The following is an 18,977-nucleotide window of genomic DNA, read 5'->3' on the forward strand; positions in this document are numbered from 1 at the left end:
AGTTTAAAGGAGTGATGGTAGTTGATAAAAGCGATTGTTTTTGATGTGTATGGGACATTGTTTAATGTTCATTCTGTTGTTGAAAAATGCAACTCCCTTTATCCCGGAAAAGGACATGAACTTAGTGAACTTTGGAGAAGAAAACAATTAGAGTACTCTTTTTGAGGCAGCTTATGGGTCATTATGAGACTTTCTTGACGATTACAAAAGAGTCATTAGCATATTCTTGTAAAAGTTTAAGTCTCCCGTATAATTCCGAAATTGAGGAAATCTTAATTAATGAGTATGTGAATTTTGCTTTATATGATGAAGTTGAAGAGGTGCTAGCTGCACTTGAAAATATAAAAATAGCATTGTACTCAAATGGTTCTCTCGATATGTTAAAACCACTAATACATAACTCTTCAATAAATAAAAAGGACATAATGTTGGTCTCTGTTGATGAAAGGAAAGAGTATAAACCGACTCCAATGTCATATCAATTCGTATTAAAAAAGCTTAATGTTGAGAGAGAAGAGGTTTTGTTTGTTTCCTCTAATACTTGGGATATTGCAGGGGCTAAACATTTTGGATTCCGGACAGCTTGGATTAATCGTGATAATCGAGTGTTTGATTATTTAGGGACTTTTCCTGACAATGAGTACAATAACTTAAAAGGAATTATTTAAAGGAGGTTATATTATGAAAAAAATAGCAGTGTTAACGAGCGGTGGAGATTCACCAGGTATGAATGCGGCTATTCGTGCTGTTGTTCGGAAAGGGATTCATGAGGGACTAGACGTTTATGGTGTGTATAATGGCTATGCTGGTTTGATGGATGGGAAAATAAAAAAACTGGAGCTGGGTTCAGTTGGAGATATTATCCATCGAGGTGGCACGATTCTTTATACAGCAAGATCAGAAGAGTTTAAAAAAGATAAATCACAGCACGAGGCAATAAGACAATTAAAAGATTTAGGTATCGATGGATTGGTAGTTATAGGAGGAGATGGCTCATATCGTGGGGCCGCAAAATTAACTGAAAAAGGTTTTCCATGTGTTGGTTTACCAGGAACAATTGATAATGATATACCAGGAACAGATTATACCATTGGATACGATACGGCTTTAAACACAGTTGTGGAAAATATTGATAAAATAAGGGACACAGCAACATCTCATGATCGAACATTTATTATTGAAGTAATGGGACGTCATGCAGGAGATATTGCACTTTTCTCAGGGGTTGCTGTCGGGTACTGAAACGATATTAATTCCTGAAAGAACGTTTGAACTAAATGATGTTGTTGAAAAATTAAATAAAGGTATTAAACGTGGCAAGAAGCACTCTATTATTGTTTTAGCAGAGGGTGTTTGTTCTGCAAATGAACTTGCAGAACAATTAAAAGAAAAATACCATCTAGAAACAAGAATTTCCGTTTTAGGGCATATTCAAAGAGGAGGATCTCCTACAGGTTTTGATCGTGTTTTAGCATCAAGATTAGGAGCGAGAGCTGTTGAACTCTTACTACAAGGAAAATCAGGCCGAGCAATTGGAATGCAAAAGCAAGAAATTGTTGACCATGATATTATTGAGATTTTGAAACAAAAAGATCCGTTACCAGAGGGAGTATACTCATTATCGCAGCAATTATCAATTTAAGATATAGTCTAGAATAATAAAGCTTATCATTGACAGAGGCTGACTGTTTCAAGTGAACAGTCAGCCTCCTTTTTGTTGAAAGTCGAGAAACCATATTCAGTATACTTTCACGACCTTCTTTTCTTGTTGTTTATGTAAGCTTTTTAGCTTTTAATTGATTTTTTTGTTAAAGTCTATTTTATTGACGCCTTAAGATATAAAGCCTGCCTCTCTTATATCGTTGCGGCTCCTTGGCCGCGCCACTGATTATGCGTCTTGTAGTTGTATCATGATGTTGCTTCATTGCGCGCTTAATTATGTAATACCCATATTGACCATTACAAAACATAGAGACAAGCTATTTTTGAGAATTTAAGTTAACAGAACTACAATCATCCTATGCTGTTTATGGAAAAAATGTTATTGAGAAGAGGAATTATCAACGATTGATCTGCAAATCCTTCTATCTAAAATAAACAAAGTCTTCTTTTAAAGCTGACTAAGGTTATCCAAGATAAATATTTGCCGAGGAAGGACTGTTTGCGGGATAAAGTAAATACTTTGATAATTCCTAAATTGCTTTTAAAGAAGGGTCCATTCCTGCAGAAAGTACATTTTTAAGTGAAAAGGTACGAATTTCTTTTCGTAAATAACAATAAGCTATTATTTTCTCATTTGTCATTTTTCGAATAAGTATTTTTCTTTTTGAAAAGCTTCCTGATGCTGATAAGTAAATAATTGTGATCGGCAATTTGTTTTCTAAACTTAATTTTAAAAAGTATTTCATAAGAACACCTCCATCTGTCTTCATCTCTATTATATACGAACATACATTCTTTTATCCACTAAAAAACGAACATATATTCGATGTATTTTAGCCATATTTCTTCCTTTTTAGGCGTAAGATGTAAGGATAACTTTTTTAGATTAAATCCTTTAGAGGGGAGAGATAAGGATGACAGAACGAGAAAAAATACAATTAATTCAAGAAATTTCAAAAGAAATGATGAAACATTCTGTGAAGGATCAAAAAGGGGCACATGCTAGTGAGCAGGAAAAAGCAGTAGAACTACTTGCAAGAGCATTACATGATTTTTCTGATCTGTATTTAAAGCAACAAAACGAGGATGAAGTTTTAAAAGGAATATTAGCAAAAGTAAAAATTGCCTGCAATACTATGGAACGAGTTAAGAAACCAACTATAGTTATAAAAAGAGTATAAATCACAATTTTATAAATAAAGGGGGTGATTAATATAGGAGAATTGAATTAAAAAGGGAACGCGTGTTCCAATTTGGGTTTACTTTATGATACAATAAGTTTGCAGTCAAGCGATCGAACAAGCCCCTTCTAAAAGGAGGTGATGCTTGTTGACGATTTATGAAAGTCTAATATCTATGTTTACATTTGCTTCTTTAGTTATTGCCATTTTGGCTTTTTCACAAAAAAAATAGACCTTTTAGAGGTCTAATCATTTTTATCTATTTTTAAGATCTGTCGACTGCAGACTGTGGATGCTGCAACATCCACGGTCAATTATAATCCTATTATACCACAATAGGAAGAATAATTAGTTAGCAGAAACATATTGATTATTATTTTTGTTTCTTTTTCTTAGTTGTCATCTCTTTAGAAGTTGCTGATTCCATTGCTTCGTTTTGTTGTTTTTGAAATTTTTGTTCTTTACTATCATTGTTGTTTTGCATGCTTTTCACCTCCGTAGCTTTTTCCTTCCCTATTTTCTACAAACAGGTAAGTTCTTATTCTTTAATGTCCAAAGTTTTCAAAAAATCGGTAAAATTATATTCTATATCAAAAAACATAGGTGTATTTTCATCGTCATACAAAATTAATCTTCCTTGATGTTCTGTTGACGGATCATATATTAATATAATTTCTGTGATTAGTGATTCAAACCATTTGTTTTTAACTTTATATGATTTTGTTAAGGGTATTCTGATAAGATATCCTTTTTTAGGTATAGGATTTGCTTGAACTGTGACCTTCTGAACGCCCTTAATTGCGCTAATTGCATATTGATCCATTTTAGAAGATTGTTCAGCTCGTTTAACAATTGCATTTGTTTCAATATCCATTACTTTTATTTGCTGGTTTTCAGCTATAACAACATTACTAAAACTAACAAAGAGAAAAAAATAACGTGAAGCAAAAGGTATGTTTTCTTCATTTTTTCACCTCATTTATTACTCTTTCCAACAAGAAAGATAATCAACATGGAATTATTACCCTAATAGAACTTGCCGAAAGTCGCCATCCTAACTATAGGAGGTGATAAGATGATACAAAAACTACTCCTTATTACAGGATGTTTCCTTTTTGTTATTGGTTGTAAACAAGATGATCAGGTGTCTTCTCGAACATTCTTAATACCAGAAGGATATGTAGGTTGGGTTCAAGTAAAATATGATCAACAGTTACCTAAAAAAGTAATGAATGATGGAAATAATCAGGTATATAAAGTTAGTCAAAACGGAATGACATACACAGATGAAGAACATATCCATGAGGGTTGGGCAACTAATAAATATTATTATGTAAACGATAAAGGAGAACGAACGTCACTAGTACCAGGTAAGATGGTTCATGGACCATCAAGTGGGAGAGAATTAGCTGGTGAAACGGTTGAATATTTTTTTATAGGATCATCAGATCAGTTTCATCAGGATGAATATGTCCCTAATGAATATGAAGTAAATTAGCGGCTGCAATATGCAGCTTTTCTTTTTCTCTTAAAATAAAACAAGTCAAGAAGAGTAAAAAGAAATTTTTCTACAATAAGCGACAAATTCATTGACGTCCATACATAACTTTTGTACGATATGAAGGATTGAATGAAAAGGAGCTGTGGATTTCGCGATGGAGTCCTTTAAAATAAAAAAAACTTTAAATAACAACGTTTTGATAGCATTTCATGATTCCTATGGAGAAGTTGTATTAATTGGAAAAGGAATCAGTTTCGGTAAAAAAGAAGGAGACATTATTCAAGAAGATAGCTATGAAAAAATGTTTGTTTTAACAAATCAAAAGGAGCAGGAGCAATATAAGTTACTGCTATCAGATATTGATGAAGAAATGCTCGAAATTATGCAGGAAGTGATTCAATATATTTTTGAACGTGTTAACAAGCCTCTAAATGAACATATTCACATAGCACTTACTGACCATATAGCATTTGCTTTAAAGCGTTTGCAGCAAGGTATGGATTTGAAGAATCCGTTTCTTCTTGAAACAAAGTCTTTATATCCCTTTGAATATGAGCTGGCAACAGAAGTTATTAATATGCTGAATGATAAACTAAACGTACAACTACCCCATGGTGAAATTGGTTTTATTGCGCTTCATATTCATAGCTCAATATCTAATAAGCCGCTTTCAGAAGTGAATCAATATTCTCAGCTTATTAGCAGGTTAACAGAAGTAATAGAAGAGTCTTTAAAAATTAAAGTGGATCGAGAAAGTGTTAACTATTTACGATTAATTCGCCATCTTCGATACACAATTGAAAGAGTGAATTCAGGAGAATCTGTTTCAGAACCAGAAAAATTAGCTTTTTTGTTGAAAAAGGAATATCCGTTATGCTACAATACTTCTTGGAAAATGATAAAAGTCATGCAACAGGTTTTAAAGAAATCTGTTTATGAAGCTGAAGCAGTTTACTTAACAATGCATTTATATCGACTAACAAACAAATAAATAATTGTAACCGATATTATTCACGTGTTACTGATTCGATCAGGCATGAGTGAACAAGGTGTTTTTAATTGCTATTTTGGGGAACTATACCTAATAGCAGCTAAAATACATGTTCACCATGCCTTTTTTGTATGCATTGGGACAATTCCTGAGCTTAATGTAAACGGTTAATAGTAGATTGTTTTTTTAGGCTTTGTACTTTTATTGACTACAGAAATGAACAAAATAGGAGGAAATGATTATGTTTAAAAATGCATTCGGCGTCTTGCAAAAAGTTGGACGTGCACTAATGCTGCCAGTTGCATTATTACCTGCTGCTGGTTTATTGCTTGCAATAGGTAATGCCCTTCAAAATCCAACACTTACTGATTTAGCACCATTCTTAACAGCTGATTGGATCGTGTTAATTGCAAGTGTTATGGAGAATGCGGGTAATATTGTATTCTCGAATTTACCCGTATTATTCGCAGTTGGGGTTGCAATAGGCTTAGCAAACGGTGATGGAGTTGCCGGTATTGCTGCTTTAATTGGTTACTTAATAATGAATATTACAATGAGTAGTATTCTTAAGGGAGTTGGTACACTTCCATCTGGTGGACAGGAGCTTACTGACTTTTTAGCTAATAACGGTGCTGCCTATGGAAATGTACTAGGCATCCCAACCCTACAAACAGGGGTATTTGGTGGTATTATCGTAGGTATTATTGCTGCTGCCATGTATAATCGCTTTTTCACGATTGATTTACCATCTTATTTAGGATTCTTTGCTGGTAAGCGTTTCGTACCGATTGTAACGGCTGGAGCAACTGTATTACTTGGTATTGTCATGTATTTTGTTTGGCCTCCAATTCAAACAGGCTTAAACGCTTTTTCTACAAACTTATTAGATGCAAACAGAACGTTGGCAGCCTTCATATTTGGTGTAATTGAACGTTCGTTAATTCCATTCGGTCTTCATCATATCTTCTATTCACCATTCTGGTTTGAATTTGGAAGCTATGTAAATGCTGCTGGAGAAACTGTACGTGGAGATCAAACAATCTTCTTCTCTCAAATTAGAGATGGTGTTCAAGATTTAACAGCAGGTACATTTATGACAGGTAAATTCCCATTCATGATGTTTGGTTTACCAGCTGCAGCACTTGCAATTTACCATGAAGCAAAACCAGAGCATAAAAAAGTTGTTGCAGGTTTAATGGGTTCTGCGGCCCTAACTTCTTTCTTAACAGGTATTACAGAACCACTTGAATTCTCATTCTTATTCGTAGCACCTGTATTATTCGGTATCCATGCAATCTTTGCTGGTTTATCATTTATGATCATGCACATTCTTAATGTTAAAATTGGTATGACGTTCTCTGGAGGATTAATTGATTTCCTATTATTTGGGGTGTTAAACCCACAAACAAATTGGTGGCTAGTTATTCCTGTAGGTTTAGTTTTTGCAGTTGTTTATTACTTTGGTTTCCGTTTTGCAATTAGAAAGTGGAATCTTGCCACTCCTGGTCGTGAGGAAACAGATGTTGAAACTTCTGATGAAGGTCAACCAAAAGCTAATGCTGGAGATTTACCATTCCAAGTGTTAGAATCCTTAGGTGGTTCTGGAAACATTAAGCATTTAGATGCTTGTATTACACGTTTACGTGTTACAGTTAACGACATTAAAGATGTTGACAAAGATCGTTTGAAAAAACTTGGTGCATCTGGTGTACTAGAAATTGGAAACAACATTCAAGCAATCTTTGGACCTAAATCTGATAATTTAAAAACTCAAATCCAAGATGTTATGTCTGGAAAACGTCCTAAAGCAACACAAACTCATTCTCAAGAAAAAGAAGTTCAAGAGCAAGTTGAGGATGTAGTAGCTGATGGATTGAAAAATGATGTAATAGATGAAACATTTGTTTCGCCTCTTACAGGTGAGATTAAAGAGATTACAGAAGTTCCAGACCAAGTATTCTCTGGAAAAATGATGGGTGACGGTTTTGCCATTCTTCCATCTAACGGAACAGTCGTTTCACCTGTTAATGGTAAAATCTTAAATGTTTTCCCTACAAAACATGCTATTGGTATTCAATCTGATGGTGGAAAAGAAATTCTTATTCACTTTGGTATTGATACAGTTAATTTGAAAGGTGAAGGATTCGAAGCATTTGTCCAAGAAGGTGACATAGTTGAGCAAGGTCAAAAACTTCTAGAAGTTGATCTGGATTTTGTAAAATCTAACGCACCTTCAATTATAACTCCGATCGTATTCACGAACTTAAAAGAAGGTCAATCAATTAAACTGCAAACAAAAGGTAATGTTGCAGCAAATGATACTGATATCATTGGAATCGAAGGTAAGTAATTTTAATATCTAAAAGCCACACTTGTATTTTTACATGTGTGGCTATAGAATTAATTTTTGAATAATATGAATGATTTTAAAGGAGATTGATGAAAATGGCAGAAAAAACATTTACAGTAACAGCAGATACAGGAATTCACGCTCGTCCAGCAACTGTGTTGGTACAAGCAGCAAGCAAATATGATGCAGATGTAAACCTTGAATACAATGGTAAAACTGTTAACTTAAAATCCATCATGGGTGTTATGTCTCTAGGAATTCCAAAAGGTTCTCAAATCAAAATTATTGCTTCAGGTTCTGATGCAGACGAAGCAGTTGCAGGTCTTGGTGAAACTTTAAAAAATGAAGGGTTAGGCGAATAATGAATAACCTTAAAGGGATTGGAGCTTCGGCAGGTATTGCTATAGCTAAAGCATACCGTCTAGAAGAACCAGCACTAAATATTGAACAAAAAACAATAGCAGATAAAGAAGCAGAAAAGCAACGTTTTGATGATGCAATAAACAAGTCAAAATCAGAGCTTGAAAAAATCAAAGACCATGCTAATCGTGAATTAGGTGCAGACAAAGCTGAAATTTTTGCAGCACACTTACTAGTTTTAAGTGATCCAGAGTTGTTAAATCCAGTAGTGGATAAAATTAACGCTGAAGGTGTTAATGCTGAGTTTGCAATGAAGGAAACAGCTGATATGTTTGTTTCTATGTTCGAATCAATGGATAATGAATATATGAAAGAACGTGCAGCTGACATTCGTGACGTAACTAAACGTGTTATTGCTCACTTATTAGGAGTGCAAATTCCAAACCCTAGTTTGATTTCTGAAGAAGTGGTCATTATTGCTGAAGATTTAACACCATCTGATACTGCTCAATTAAATCGTCAATATGTAAAAGGATTTACAACAGACATTGGTGGACGTACGTCTCACTCTGCAATTATGGCCCGCTCTATGGAAATTCCAGCTGTTGTTGGAACAAAGCAAGCTACATCAACGATCGAAAATGGTGTAATGGTTATTGTTGATGGATTAGATGGTGATGTTATTATTGATCCATCTTCAGATGTTATTGCTCAATATGAAGAGAAAAAAGCAAAATATGAAGCTCAAAAGACAGAATGGGCAAAGCTTGTAAATGAACCTACCGTTACAAGTGATGGTCAGCATGTTGAGCTTGCTGCGAACATTGGAACACCTGATGATGTTAAAGGTGTACTAGAAAACGGCGGTGAAGGTGTTGGACTTTATCGTACGGAATTCTTATATATGGGAAGAGATCAGCTTCCAACTGAAGATGAACAATATGATGCTTATAAAACTGTTTTAGAAAGAATGGGTGATAAGCCGGTTGTTGTTCGTACTTTAGACATCGGTGGAGACAAAGAATTACCATACTTACATCTTCCAAAAGAAATGAACCCGTTCCTTGGTTTTAGAGCGATTCGTTTATGCTTGGAAGAACAAGAAATTTTCAGAACTCAATTACGTGCATTATTACGTGCAAGTAGTTACGGAAATCTAAAGATTATGTTCCCAATGATTGCGACAGTTTCTGAATTCAGAGAAGCTAAGGCAATTCTTTTAGAAGAAAAAGAAAAGCTAGTTGCCAATGGTGTACAAGTATCTGATTCAATTGAAATTGGTATGATGGTAGAAATTCCGTCTACAGCTGTAATGGCTGATCAATTTGCAAAAGAAGTAGATTTCTTCAGTATTGGAACAAATGATTTAATTCAATACACAATGGCTGCAGATCGTATGAATGAGCGTGTGTCATACTTATATCAACCATATAACCCAGCTATTTTGCGCCTGGTTTCTATGGTAATCGATGCAGCACATAAGGAAGGCAAATGGGCCGGTATGTGTGGTGAAATGGCTGGCGATACTATCGCTACCCCATTATTATTAGGTTTAGGTCTAGATGAATTCTCTATGAGTGCTACATCAATCCTACCAGCACGTACTCAAATTAAAGGTCTATCTAAAGAAAAAGCCCAAAGCATAAAAGAAACTGTTTTATCTATGAGTACAACTGAAGAAGTCGTTGCATTTGTGAAAGAAACTTTCCAAATTGACTGATAACCGAAAGACAGGCAGAATTTGCCTGTCTTTTTGATGTTTTTTAAAGATAATACATACACTTCATTATGGGAAAGCTAACCCTAGTATAGATGGGAGGAGTTTTCCAAAATGGACAATTTCAAAATAGGTGAAGAAGTATATGTGATCTATAGAAATCCTCATGCTGTAAATGTGGCAAATATTGAAAAAGCAGAAATTGTTGAGCACCCTACTAATCAAAAGGAATTGGCTATTTTCCTACATGATGCATACCATCCATTAGCAGAAGATGATGCTGTCTTTTCTAGTTTTGAGGAAGCCGAAGAGCTTTACAATCAGCTATTTGATTACCAACAATTCGATTAAGTTAATAGGAAATATTTGAATCGATTATTAGATAACGATTAAGCAAAAGGTAAATATGTATAGAATCTTTGATTATATATAAAGGAAGGTACTATCATGATAAAACCTTTTGTTCCACAATTAGTTTATATAGAACCTAGAGCTCTGGAATACCCACGTGGTGTTGAACTAAAAGAAAAATTTGAAAAAATGGGTCTTGAGATTAGAGAAACAACCTCTCATAACCAAGTCCGAAATATTCCAGGTAAGAACCACCTTCAGCAATACCGAACAGCCAAATCTACATTAGTTGTCGGTGTTAGAAAAACGCTCGAATTTGATAGCTCCAAGCCATCAGCTGAGTATGCAATTCCTTTAGCAACTGGATGTATGGGTCATTGTCATTATTGCTATTTACAAACTACAATGGGTAGTAAACCGTATATTAGAACATATGTCAATGTAGATGAAATACTTGAGCAAGCTAAGGATTATATGGAGGAGCGTGCTCCAGAAATTACACGGTTTGAAGCCTCTTGTACATCTGACATAGTAGGGATTGACCATCTTACTCATTCTTTAAAATCAGCAATTGAATTTTTTGGACAAACAGATATAGGAAGGTTGCGTTTTGTAACAAAATTTCATCATGTTGACCATTTATTGGATGCAAAACATAATGGAAAGACTCGTTTTCGTTTTAGCATTAATGCTGATTATGTTATAAAAAACTTTGAACCAGGAACATCTCCTCTTGATAAAAGAATTGAAGCTGCAGTAAAAGTGGCAAAGGCTGGGTATCCGTTAGGGTTTATTGTAGCTCCAATTTATATTCATGAGGCTGGCAAGAAGGGTACAAAACACTCTTTGAAAAGCTGGATGCATCTCTCCCAGCAGATGTACGAGATGATATAACGTTTGAAATGATTCAACACCGTTTTACAAAGCCAGCAAAACGAGTAATTCAAAAAAATTATCCGAAAACGAAGCTTGAATTAAATGAGGAAGAAAGACGTTATAAATGGGGCAGATATGGGATTGGTAAATATATTTATCAAAAAGATCAAGAACAGGAATTACGTGATACTTTAGAGGATTATGTGGATCATTATTTTCCAACTGCCAAGGTTGAATATTTCACCTAACAAAAAAACTCTCATCGTAACATTGATGAGAGTTTTTTTGTTATTTTTTAGCCTTCAACTTCATATTCAACTTCATATATATGGTAAAATTACTTTAATCATACATAAGGGGTGTAACTATGGATATGTCATTAAATGGTAAAAGTGCATTAGTTATTGCTTCCAGCCAAGGACTTGGTAAAGCCATTGCTCAAAAGCTTGCAGAACAAGGGGCAAATGTTATGTTATCTAGTCGGGATGAAGAAAAGCTAAAAAAAATAAAACATGAGCTTGGGCAAAATAGTCATGGACGTATTGAATACAAAGTATGTGATATAAAAAACAAAGAAGAAATAGAACAACTTGTTACTTTTACACAAACTGAATTTGGTGCAATCGATCTGCTTGTTAATAATGCAGGAGGTCCACCAGCAGGTACATTTGAAGAAATGACTGATGAAGATTGGCAGCATGCATTTGAATTAAACTTACTTAGTTATATCCGAATTATAAGAGAAGTGCTCCCCTATATGAAGAAAAGCGGTGGAAAGATCGTAAATATTGCTTCCTCCTCCGTAAAGGAACCAATCCCTGGTTTAATTTTATCTAATACTTTTCGAACGGGTATTGTCGGTTTAACAAAAACTCTGGCTTCAGAATTTGCATCATATGGAATTTTAATAAATACAGTTGCTCCAGGACGTATCTCAACAGATCGCGTCGCCTCTTTAGATGAGATTGCAGCAAAGAAACAAGGAGTATCAAAACAAGATGTTGAGGAAAGTGTAAAAGATAAAATTCCACTAGGCCGTTACGGATTACCGGAAGAATTTGCAAACTATGCTACGTTCCTCTTATCTGACTTAAACTCCTACATGACAGGTCAAACATTTTTAGTTGATGGTGGAATGGTGAAATCAATTTAAAGGAAGATAAGGAGAGGTTAGCTTCTCCTTATTTTTACTTGTAAGAAGGAGAGGAGTAATTTGATAACATATCCAATTTTACAAAAAGGGGCAACAATTGGAGTAACAGCACCGTCATCTGGGATACCTGATGAACTTCACTTAATGTTTAAACATGCCTTAGTTAGCATGGAGAAAAAAGGATATAAAACACGATGTGGGGAAACAGTATGGACACAGTATAAAGCTAAATCTTCATCAGCTAAAAAACGAGCAGATGAATTTATGTCAATGTTAAAAGATGATGAAATTTCACTTATTATTCCCCCGTGGGGTGGTGAGTTATTAATAGAAATTCTTGAACATATTAATTTTGATAGCTTACAAAATAAATGGATAATGGGATATTCTGATACAAGTGCATTACTCCTTGCCATTACTTTAAAAACGGGAATTGCAACAGCTCATGGAACGAATCTTGTAGATCTACGAGGTGTATACTCTGATTCGACCACTGCAAAATGGGAAAGTGTTTTAAAGACGAAAAGAGGAGAGCAAATTTTACAGAATTCCTCAGAAAAATATCAAAAGCAATGGGATCATAACAATCCTTCGCCGTGTGTTTTTCATTTAACTGAACAAACTGATTGGAAGACAATTTCTAAAGATGTGCAAGAATGTAAAGGTCGTTTGCTTGGTGGGTGTATTGATATAATCAGACACTTAGTAGGAACACCCTATGGCCAAGTTAACAAATTTCAAGATTCTTATTTAGAGCACGGTGATAAAATAATTTGGTATTTTGAAAACTGTGAGCTAAATACAACAGATCTACGCAGATCTCTTGTACAAATGAAACTGGCTGGTTGGTTTAATCATTGTTCAGGAATATTATTTGGAAGAAGTTCTGCAAATCAATCTATAGATAATTATCACGTAATAGATGTTTATCAAGATTTACATAACGAACTTCAAATTCCAATTATATATGATATTGACTGTGGACATGTACCACCACAATTAACATTAATAAATGGAGCATATGCTGAAGTTTCAGTTCAAAATGGAGAAGGAAGAGTTTCACAAATGTTCATTTAGTAAAAGGAGTCGTTACTAGTACATTAAGGAGGATGTAAGATGAAACAAACAATTGGCTTTATTGGTCTTGGTGTTATGGGTAAAAGTATGGCAAAACATGTATTAGAAGCTGGATATCCATTGAAAGTTTATACTAGAACAAAGGAAAAGGCAGAGGAACTACTATCTTTAGGAGCTGAATGGAAAAGTACGGTTGCAGAGCTTTCGAATGAGTCTGATATTATTATTACAATGATTGGCTATCCGCAAGATGTTGAGGATGTTTATTTAGATGAAGCAGGTATTATTTCATCTTCAAGACCAGGTACATACGTTATCGACATGACTACTTCTCAGCCCTCCTTGGCAAAGAGAATTTATGAACAAGCGAAACAAAAAAATATTTACGCACTAGATGCACCAGTGTCTGGGGGAGATATCGGTGCACGTGAAGCTCGATTAGCGATTATGGTTGGTGGAGATAGAGAGGCTTTTGATTATTGTTACCCGTTGTTTGAAAAAATGGGACAAAATATTGTGTACCAAGGAGAAGCTGGTTCTGGACAACATACGAAAATGTGCAATCAAATTGCGATTGCATCGGGTATGATAGGTGTTTGTGAAGCCATTTCTTATGCACAAAAATCAGGGTTAGACCCGTCTAATGTGCTTAAAAGTATTACAACTGGGGCGGCAGGAAGTTGGTCGTTAAGTAATCTTGCTCCACGTATGTTAGAGGGAGATTATGAACCAGGTTTTTTTGTAAAGCATTTTATTAAAGATATGGGAATTGCATTAGATGAATCAAACGAAATGGATCTTTTCACACCAGGATTAAAGCTTGCACATGAGCTTTATGAGAAACTCGCTGAAGAGGGGAATGAGAATAAAGGGACACAGGCTTTAGTTAAGCTGTGGGATAAAGCTGAAGTTAATAACTAAAAATATTGTAGTTATTTGAAACTTTTTCTTTAAATATACGTCAATTAAAGTGATGGAAAGGCAATGTGAAACTATTCATGTTGTCTTTTCTTTTTAACGACATTGTATGCTTCCCATTACTTCATTTTTCTTCACATGAATGTCATAAAGCAAAGCTACCTCTTCATTGATGATAATGGTAAAATAAAGGGTAGCCTAAAAAAATAAAAAGTTATCTTGAAATAGATATAAATTGATAGGAGGAAAGCGACTTTGACAGAACAAAACACAAATAAATCAGAAGAGCGTAAACTACGGAAGTCCAGATATGTCAGAATCAATGTGTTCTTTTTTCTTGTCTTTCTGTTGTTTGTCGCCCTTATCGTTCGCTTAGGAGTTGTACAAATAGTTCAAGGAGAAGAGTTTTCAAAGGAAGTCTCTAGAACAGAATCCGATTATGCAAGCTTACCTGCACCACGTGGGAAAATGTATGACCGTTACAATCGTGTTGTAGTAGACAATACAAGGGTACCAGCCATCACATATACAGTTGATAAAACAACATCAGCTGAGGATAAAATTGAAACGTCGAAAAAGCTCGCAGAATATATTAGTTATGATAACGAATTCTTAACAGATGAGCTAAAAGATCGTGACATTAAAGATTATTGGTTAGCTTCTCACCCAACTGAAGCGAAAGAACTTCTTTCTAAAAAAGAACTTGAGCTGAAGCCTGCTGAAACATACAAATTACAAGTAGAGCGTGTGCCAGAGGATGAATTTAATACAATTAAGTCTGATCCTGAACAGATGGAGTTAGCGTACATCTATACACGCTTTTCTTCAGGATATCAGTACGAACCACAAGTTGTGAAATCACTAAACCTAACCGATGAGGAGGTATCACTCGTTGCTGAGCATTTGGAGCAGCTTCCTGGAGTAGATGTGATTACTGACTGGGGAAGATCTTATCCATATGAATCACTTGGGTCTATTTTTGGTACTGTAACCTCTCCTGAGGAAGGTATTCTTCAATCTCGTGAAGATTATTACAAGGCAAGAGGCTATGCTAGAAATGAAAGAGTCGGGAGAAGTTATTTAGAATATCAATACGAAGATTATTTAAATCCTCGTAAAGCAAAAGTAGAATATATTTCAGATAAAGATGGTAACATCATTTCTGAAGAAGTTGTAGATGAAGGACAAAGAGGTTATGATCTGAAGCTTTCTTTTGATATGGAACTTCAAATGGAAGTGGAAAAAATTGTAGAAGAAGAATTACTTCAGGCAAGTAAAAGTCACTTTTTAATGGACCGGGCATTTGTTGTAATGATGGACCCTTACCAAGGTGATGTATTAGCAATGGTTGGGAAACAATTAGATTCCAAAAACCGTAACAACATAATAGATTATCCTTATGGGACGTTCACTACCCAATATGAGGCAGGGTCCACAGTTAAAGGTGCGACTGTTTTAGCAGGATACCAGAAAGGAATTCCTATTGGAAAGGGATATTACGATACAAAGCTCTACTTTAAAGGAACTCCACCAAAAGGTTCTTATTCAAATCTTGGTTATATGACAGATTTGAATGCACTAAAGAAATCATCAAACGTGTACATGTTTCATGTAGCCTTAGAAATTGCTGATCTGGAATATGTCAAAAACGGCCCGTTAAATGTATCAAGTGAGGATTTCCAAAGACTGCGAAATTATTTTGCACAATTTGGATTAGGTGTTCCTACAGGTATTGACTTACCTCAGGAATCCTCTGGATTATTGAGTACACCAGATACAGCTGGTAAGCTTTTAGATATTGCTATAGGTCAGTTTGACACATATACACCACTTCAGTTGGCACAGTATGTTTCGGCTGTTGCAAATGGTGGTTCAAGGGTTCAACCACGTATCGTTACAAGTATTCATACACCTCTAGAAGACTCAACATTAGGTCCAATTGCCGTTGATAAGTCTCCAAATGTGTTAAATAAAGTTAATAACACACCGGAGGAAATTGAGAGAGTTCAGCAAGGCTTCAGGTTAGTTGTTACCTCTGGAACAGCTTCTGCTTATATTGATTATGATGTTGCTGGTAAAACTGGAACATCTCAAACCAATTACTATGGTCCAAAGCGAGAGTATTGGGGTAGAAAAACAAATAACTTAAACTTTATAGGATATTATCCTTCAGAGAACCCTGAAGTGGCTTTCAGTGTTGTTGTTCCGTGGGCTAGTAACGATAAAGATGCAGTTAATAAACACATTGCAAATCGAATCGTAAAAGCTTATATGGATTTACAAAAGAAGTACTTAACAACAACAGAGATTGAAACACAAGAAGTTACAGAAACCGAATAAACTAACACATTAGACATCAGTCTGTCATTGAACATGGCAGGCTGTTTTGTATTTTTAAAACAATAATATGGAATCACACATAAATCCCTTCTCTTTTCACAAAATAACATTGAAAACGAAAGGGAGTGAACAACTTGGCAAAAAGAACAAAGAAAAATGATCCGCAGCAAAAAAACAAAAAAGGTTTTGATTCAAGTGTAATCGATTCTGAATTCAGTCATGAAGTAGGAAGTACTGACACAAATAAGATACACAAAGATAAAGCGAAGAAAGAAAAAGCTTCTAAAAACAATGGTGAATATAAAGGATAAAAACTTGGTGCTTAGCCAAGTTTTTTCTTATATTTCATAATCATTATTAGTAAGCAAATTTTTTAAGATTATGTTGAATATTTTATTAGTTTCATTATATGATAGAGATAGAAACATACCGACCGGTTAGTTGGTGTGGGAGAAGGAGTGAGATTGGTTGAATTTTTCTTATTCAGAGAAGGTAATATCACTTCAAGAGAAACTACATACATTTATGAAAGAAAATATTTATCCTAATGAATATTTGTACGAACAACAGTTAGGTGAACAACAATCAAGATGGACAACAATTCCTCCTATAATGGAAGAACTCAAGGAGAAAGCAAAGGCAGAAGGTTTATGGAATCTATTTCTACCAGATAGTGAGTATGGGGCAGGTCTTACGAATATTGAATATGCTCCGTTGTGTGAAATTATGGGGAGGTCACTAATTGCTCCGGAGGTTTTCAACTGCAATGCTCCTGACACAGGCAATATGGAAGTGCTAGTTAGGTATGGAACAGAAGAGCAGAAGAAACAATGGCTTAGGCCATTATTAGATGGAAAAATTCGTTCTTGCTTTTCTATGACAGAGCCTGATGTAGCTTCAGCTGATGCGACAAATATTTGTGCAACGATTGAAAAAGACGGGGATGAGTATGTAATCAATGGTCGTAAATGGTGGTCCTCAGGTGCAGGAGATCCAAGATGCAAAATTGCTATCGTTATGGGAAAAAATGATCCAGATGCTTCAAAGCATGAACAGCAATCTATGATCCTTGTACCACTAGATACTCCAGGAGTAAAGATTGAGCGGGTTCTTCCTGTTTTTGGATATGATCATGCACCACATGGTCATGCTGAAATTTCTTTTGAGTCAGTTCGTGTCCCAGCATCAAATATGATTCTAGGAGAGGGAAAGGGCTTTGCTATTGCACAGGGAAGATTAGGTCCTGGAAGAATACATCATTGTATGCGTTTAATTGGAGCAGCAGAAAGAGCGCTTGAACTTTTATGTAAGCGCGTACAAAACAGGGGAGCTTTTGGAAGAAGCCTTTCACAGCAAGGAGTAATTAGAGAGTGGATTGCTGACTCTAGAATTGAAATTGAACAAGCAAGGTTACTAACCCTCAAAGCAGCATATATGATGGATACAGTTGGGAATAAACAAGCTAAAGCAGAAATTGCCATGATTAAGGTTGTCGCCCCTTCTATGGCACTAAAGGTGCTAGATCGTGCCATTCAGGCTTTTGGAGGAGCTGGTGTGAGTGAAGATTTTCCATTAGCAGCTCAATGGGCAAATGCAAGAACACTAAGAATAGCTGATGGTCCAGATGAAGTTCATCGCGCACAAATAGGAAAGCTTGAATTGAAAAAATATCAGTAGACAGTAAGTAAGGAGGGAATGAATTTGCATATTAAGGATTTATTTGATTTATCAGGTAAAACTGCTGTTATTACAGGTGGTGGAAGAGGACTCGGAGAACAAATTGCAGAGGGATTTGCAGAAGCTGGAGCTAATATTGTTTTATGTTCACGAAAAGAAGAGGCATGTGTTGAAGTTGCAAATCGTTTAGCCAAAAATGGCGTTCAAGCACTTGGTCTTCGGTGTGATATTACTAAAAAAGAAGATATTACCTATGTTGTTAATGAAACAATGAAACGATTCGGACAAATAGATATTCTCGTTAATAATAGTGGAGCAACATGGGGAGCTCCTGCCGTAGAGATGCCACTAGAGGCATGGCAGAAAGTAATTGATGTAAATGTGACCGGAACATTTTTAATGAGCCAAGCGGTTGGTAAAGAGATGATTAAACAAAAAAGTGGAAAAATCATAAATATTTCATCTGTTGCCGGCTTAGGGGGAACAGATCCCAATTTAATGGACACAATCGGGTATAACACAAGTAAAGGAGCTGTTATTACTCTTACAAAAGATTTAGCCGCTAAATGGGGACAGTACAATATTAATGTAAATGCTATTGCTCCAGGATTTTTTCCAACAAAAATGTCTAAGGTGATCATTGAGCATGGTAAAGATCATTTCCTTTCAGGAACACCTTTGAAGCGATTTGGTTCTGATCAAGATTTAAAAGGGGTAGCGGTGTTTTTAGCCTCAAGAGCATCTGACTTTATAACAGGTGATGTACTTGTTGTCGATGGTGGAACACATGTGTTATAAAGATAGCTTTATCGCTTTCTATCAT

Annotated in this window: 18 protein-coding genes and 2 pseudogenes; 18 read left to right on the plus strand and 2 right to left on the minus strand. The window is 35.4% G+C overall.

All coding sequences use genetic code 11. From position 1 onward, the window contains the following. Nucleotides 1-21 precede the first annotated feature (21 nt). The 3 genes and pseudogenes from MVE64_RS27935 to pfkA all read left to right on the plus strand — a co-directional run bounded on the left by MVE64_RS27935 (nt 22) and on the right by pfkA (nt 1,642). Nucleotides 22-165, plus strand: a complete 144-nt coding sequence (locus MVE64_RS27935) for an HAD family hydrolase (RefSeq protein WP_345740697.1) — start codon at nt 22-24, stop codon at nt 163-165. Nucleotides 166-173: 8 nt separating this feature from the next. Continuing rightward, a complete protein-coding gene (locus MVE64_RS22030; protein ID WP_345740698.1) occupies nt 174-668 on the plus strand; it encodes an HAD-IA family hydrolase in 495 nt (164 codons plus the stop codon). A gap of 13 nt (nt 669-681) precedes the next feature. Continuing rightward, a pseudogene (gene pfkA / locus MVE64_RS22035) lies at nt 682-1,642 on the plus strand (6-phosphofructokinase). Between the two features lie 550 nt (nt 1,643-2,192). Here pfkA and MVE64_RS22040 read toward each other — a convergent pair. Next, entirely contained in the window at nt 2,193-2,408 is a 216-nt protein-coding gene (locus MVE64_RS22040; RefSeq protein ID WP_247341322.1) for a hypothetical protein, read from the minus strand. Nucleotides 2,409-2,576: 168 nt separating this feature from the next. Between MVE64_RS22040 and MVE64_RS22045 the strand changes: the two genes are divergently transcribed. Next, complete coding sequence (locus MVE64_RS22045) at nt 2,577-2,843, plus strand: hypothetical protein (protein ID WP_247341324.1); 267 nt, start codon at nt 2,577-2,579, stop codon at nt 2,841-2,843. Nucleotides 2,844-3,381: 538 nt separating this feature from the next. On the opposite strand, the gene MVE64_RS22050 is transcribed toward MVE64_RS22045, so the two are convergent. Then, nucleotides 3,382-3,717, minus strand: coding sequence for a hypothetical protein (locus MVE64_RS22050; protein WP_247341326.1), 336 nt, complete (start codon nt 3,715-3,717; stop codon nt 3,382-3,384). A gap of 201 nt (nt 3,718-3,918) precedes the next feature. On the opposite strand from MVE64_RS22050, the gene MVE64_RS22055 reads away from it, so the two are divergent. The 14 genes and pseudogenes from MVE64_RS22055 to MVE64_RS22120 all read left to right on the plus strand — a co-directional run bounded on the left by MVE64_RS22055 (nt 3,919) and on the right by MVE64_RS22120 (nt 18,952). Further along, nucleotides 3,919-4,341: a DUF6843 domain-containing protein gene (locus MVE64_RS22055; RefSeq protein ID WP_247341328.1), complete on the plus strand. Its 423-nt coding sequence runs from the start codon at nt 3,919-3,921 to the stop codon at nt 4,339-4,341. A 157-nt stretch (nt 4,342-4,498) separates the two neighbouring features. After that, nucleotides 4,499-5,335 (plus strand): glucose PTS transporter transcription antiterminator GlcT, encoded by an 837-nt coding sequence (gene glcT / locus MVE64_RS22060; RefSeq protein ID WP_247341330.1) that lies wholly within the window; start codon nt 4,499-4,501, stop codon nt 5,333-5,335. A 241-nt stretch (nt 5,336-5,576) separates the two neighbouring features. Beyond that, nucleotides 5,577-7,685, plus strand: a complete 2,109-nt coding sequence (gene ptsG, locus MVE64_RS22065) for a glucose-specific PTS transporter subunit IIBC (protein ID WP_247341331.1) — start codon at nt 5,577-5,579, stop codon at nt 7,683-7,685. A gap of 95 nt (nt 7,686-7,780) precedes the next feature. Then, nucleotides 7,781-8,047, plus strand: a complete 267-nt coding sequence (locus MVE64_RS22070) for a phosphocarrier protein HPr (RefSeq protein ID WP_121661152.1) — start codon at nt 7,781-7,783, stop codon at nt 8,045-8,047. Continuing rightward, entirely contained in the window at nt 8,047-9,765 is a 1,719-nt protein-coding gene (gene ptsP, locus MVE64_RS22075; RefSeq protein WP_247341333.1) for a phosphoenolpyruvate--protein phosphotransferase, read from the plus strand. Before MVE64_RS22070 ends, ptsP begins: the two co-directional genes overlap by 1 nt. A gap of 111 nt (nt 9,766-9,876) precedes the next feature. Next, a complete protein-coding gene (locus MVE64_RS22080) occupies nt 9,877-10,113 on the plus strand; it encodes a transcriptional regulator SplA domain-containing protein (protein ID WP_098797972.1) in 237 nt (78 codons plus the stop codon). A 96-nt stretch (nt 10,114-10,209) separates the two neighbouring features. Then, nucleotides 10,210-11,237 (plus strand): annotated as a pseudogene (gene splB / locus MVE64_RS22085) (spore photoproduct lyase). Nucleotides 11,238-11,356: 119 nt separating this feature from the next. Next, entirely contained in the window at nt 11,357-12,142 is a 786-nt protein-coding gene (locus MVE64_RS22090) for an SDR family oxidoreductase (RefSeq protein WP_098797974.1), read from the plus strand. A 60-nt stretch (nt 12,143-12,202) separates the two neighbouring features. Continuing rightward, nucleotides 12,203-13,219 (plus strand): S66 family peptidase, encoded by a 1,017-nt coding sequence (locus MVE64_RS22095; protein ID WP_247341335.1) that lies wholly within the window; start codon nt 12,203-12,205, stop codon nt 13,217-13,219. 39 nt (nt 13,220-13,258) lie between these two features. Then, the gene (locus MVE64_RS22100; RefSeq protein WP_247341337.1) at nt 13,259-14,140 is read left to right on the plus strand and encodes an NAD(P)-dependent oxidoreductase; all 882 of its coding nucleotides are present in this window, start codon (nt 13,259-13,261) and stop codon (nt 14,138-14,140) included. A gap of 252 nt (nt 14,141-14,392) precedes the next feature. Continuing rightward, entirely contained in the window at nt 14,393-16,477 is a 2,085-nt protein-coding gene (locus MVE64_RS22105; protein ID WP_247341338.1) for a peptidoglycan D,D-transpeptidase FtsI family protein, read from the plus strand. A gap of 134 nt (nt 16,478-16,611) precedes the next feature. Then, nucleotides 16,612-16,788, plus strand: coding sequence for a hypothetical protein (locus tag MVE64_RS22110; RefSeq protein ID WP_162987278.1), 177 nt, complete (start codon nt 16,612-16,614; stop codon nt 16,786-16,788). Between the two features lie 157 nt (nt 16,789-16,945). Further along, nucleotides 16,946-18,154 carry an acyl-CoA dehydrogenase gene (locus tag MVE64_RS22115; protein ID WP_247341340.1) on the plus strand — a complete coding sequence of 403 codons (1,209 nt, stop codon included), beginning with the start codon at nt 16,946-16,948 and terminating at the stop codon, nt 18,152-18,154. Nucleotides 18,155-18,178: 24 nt separating this feature from the next. Continuing rightward, the gene (locus MVE64_RS22120) at nt 18,179-18,952 is read left to right on the plus strand and encodes an SDR family oxidoreductase (RefSeq protein WP_247341342.1); all 774 of its coding nucleotides are present in this window, start codon (nt 18,179-18,181) and stop codon (nt 18,950-18,952) included. Nucleotides 18,953-18,977: the final 25 nt, after the last annotated feature.

Origin of the sequence: Metabacillus endolithicus, from assembly GCF_023078335.1 — a bacterium.
Lineage (GTDB): Bacteria > Bacillota > Bacilli > Bacillales > Bacillaceae > Metabacillus > Metabacillus endolithicus.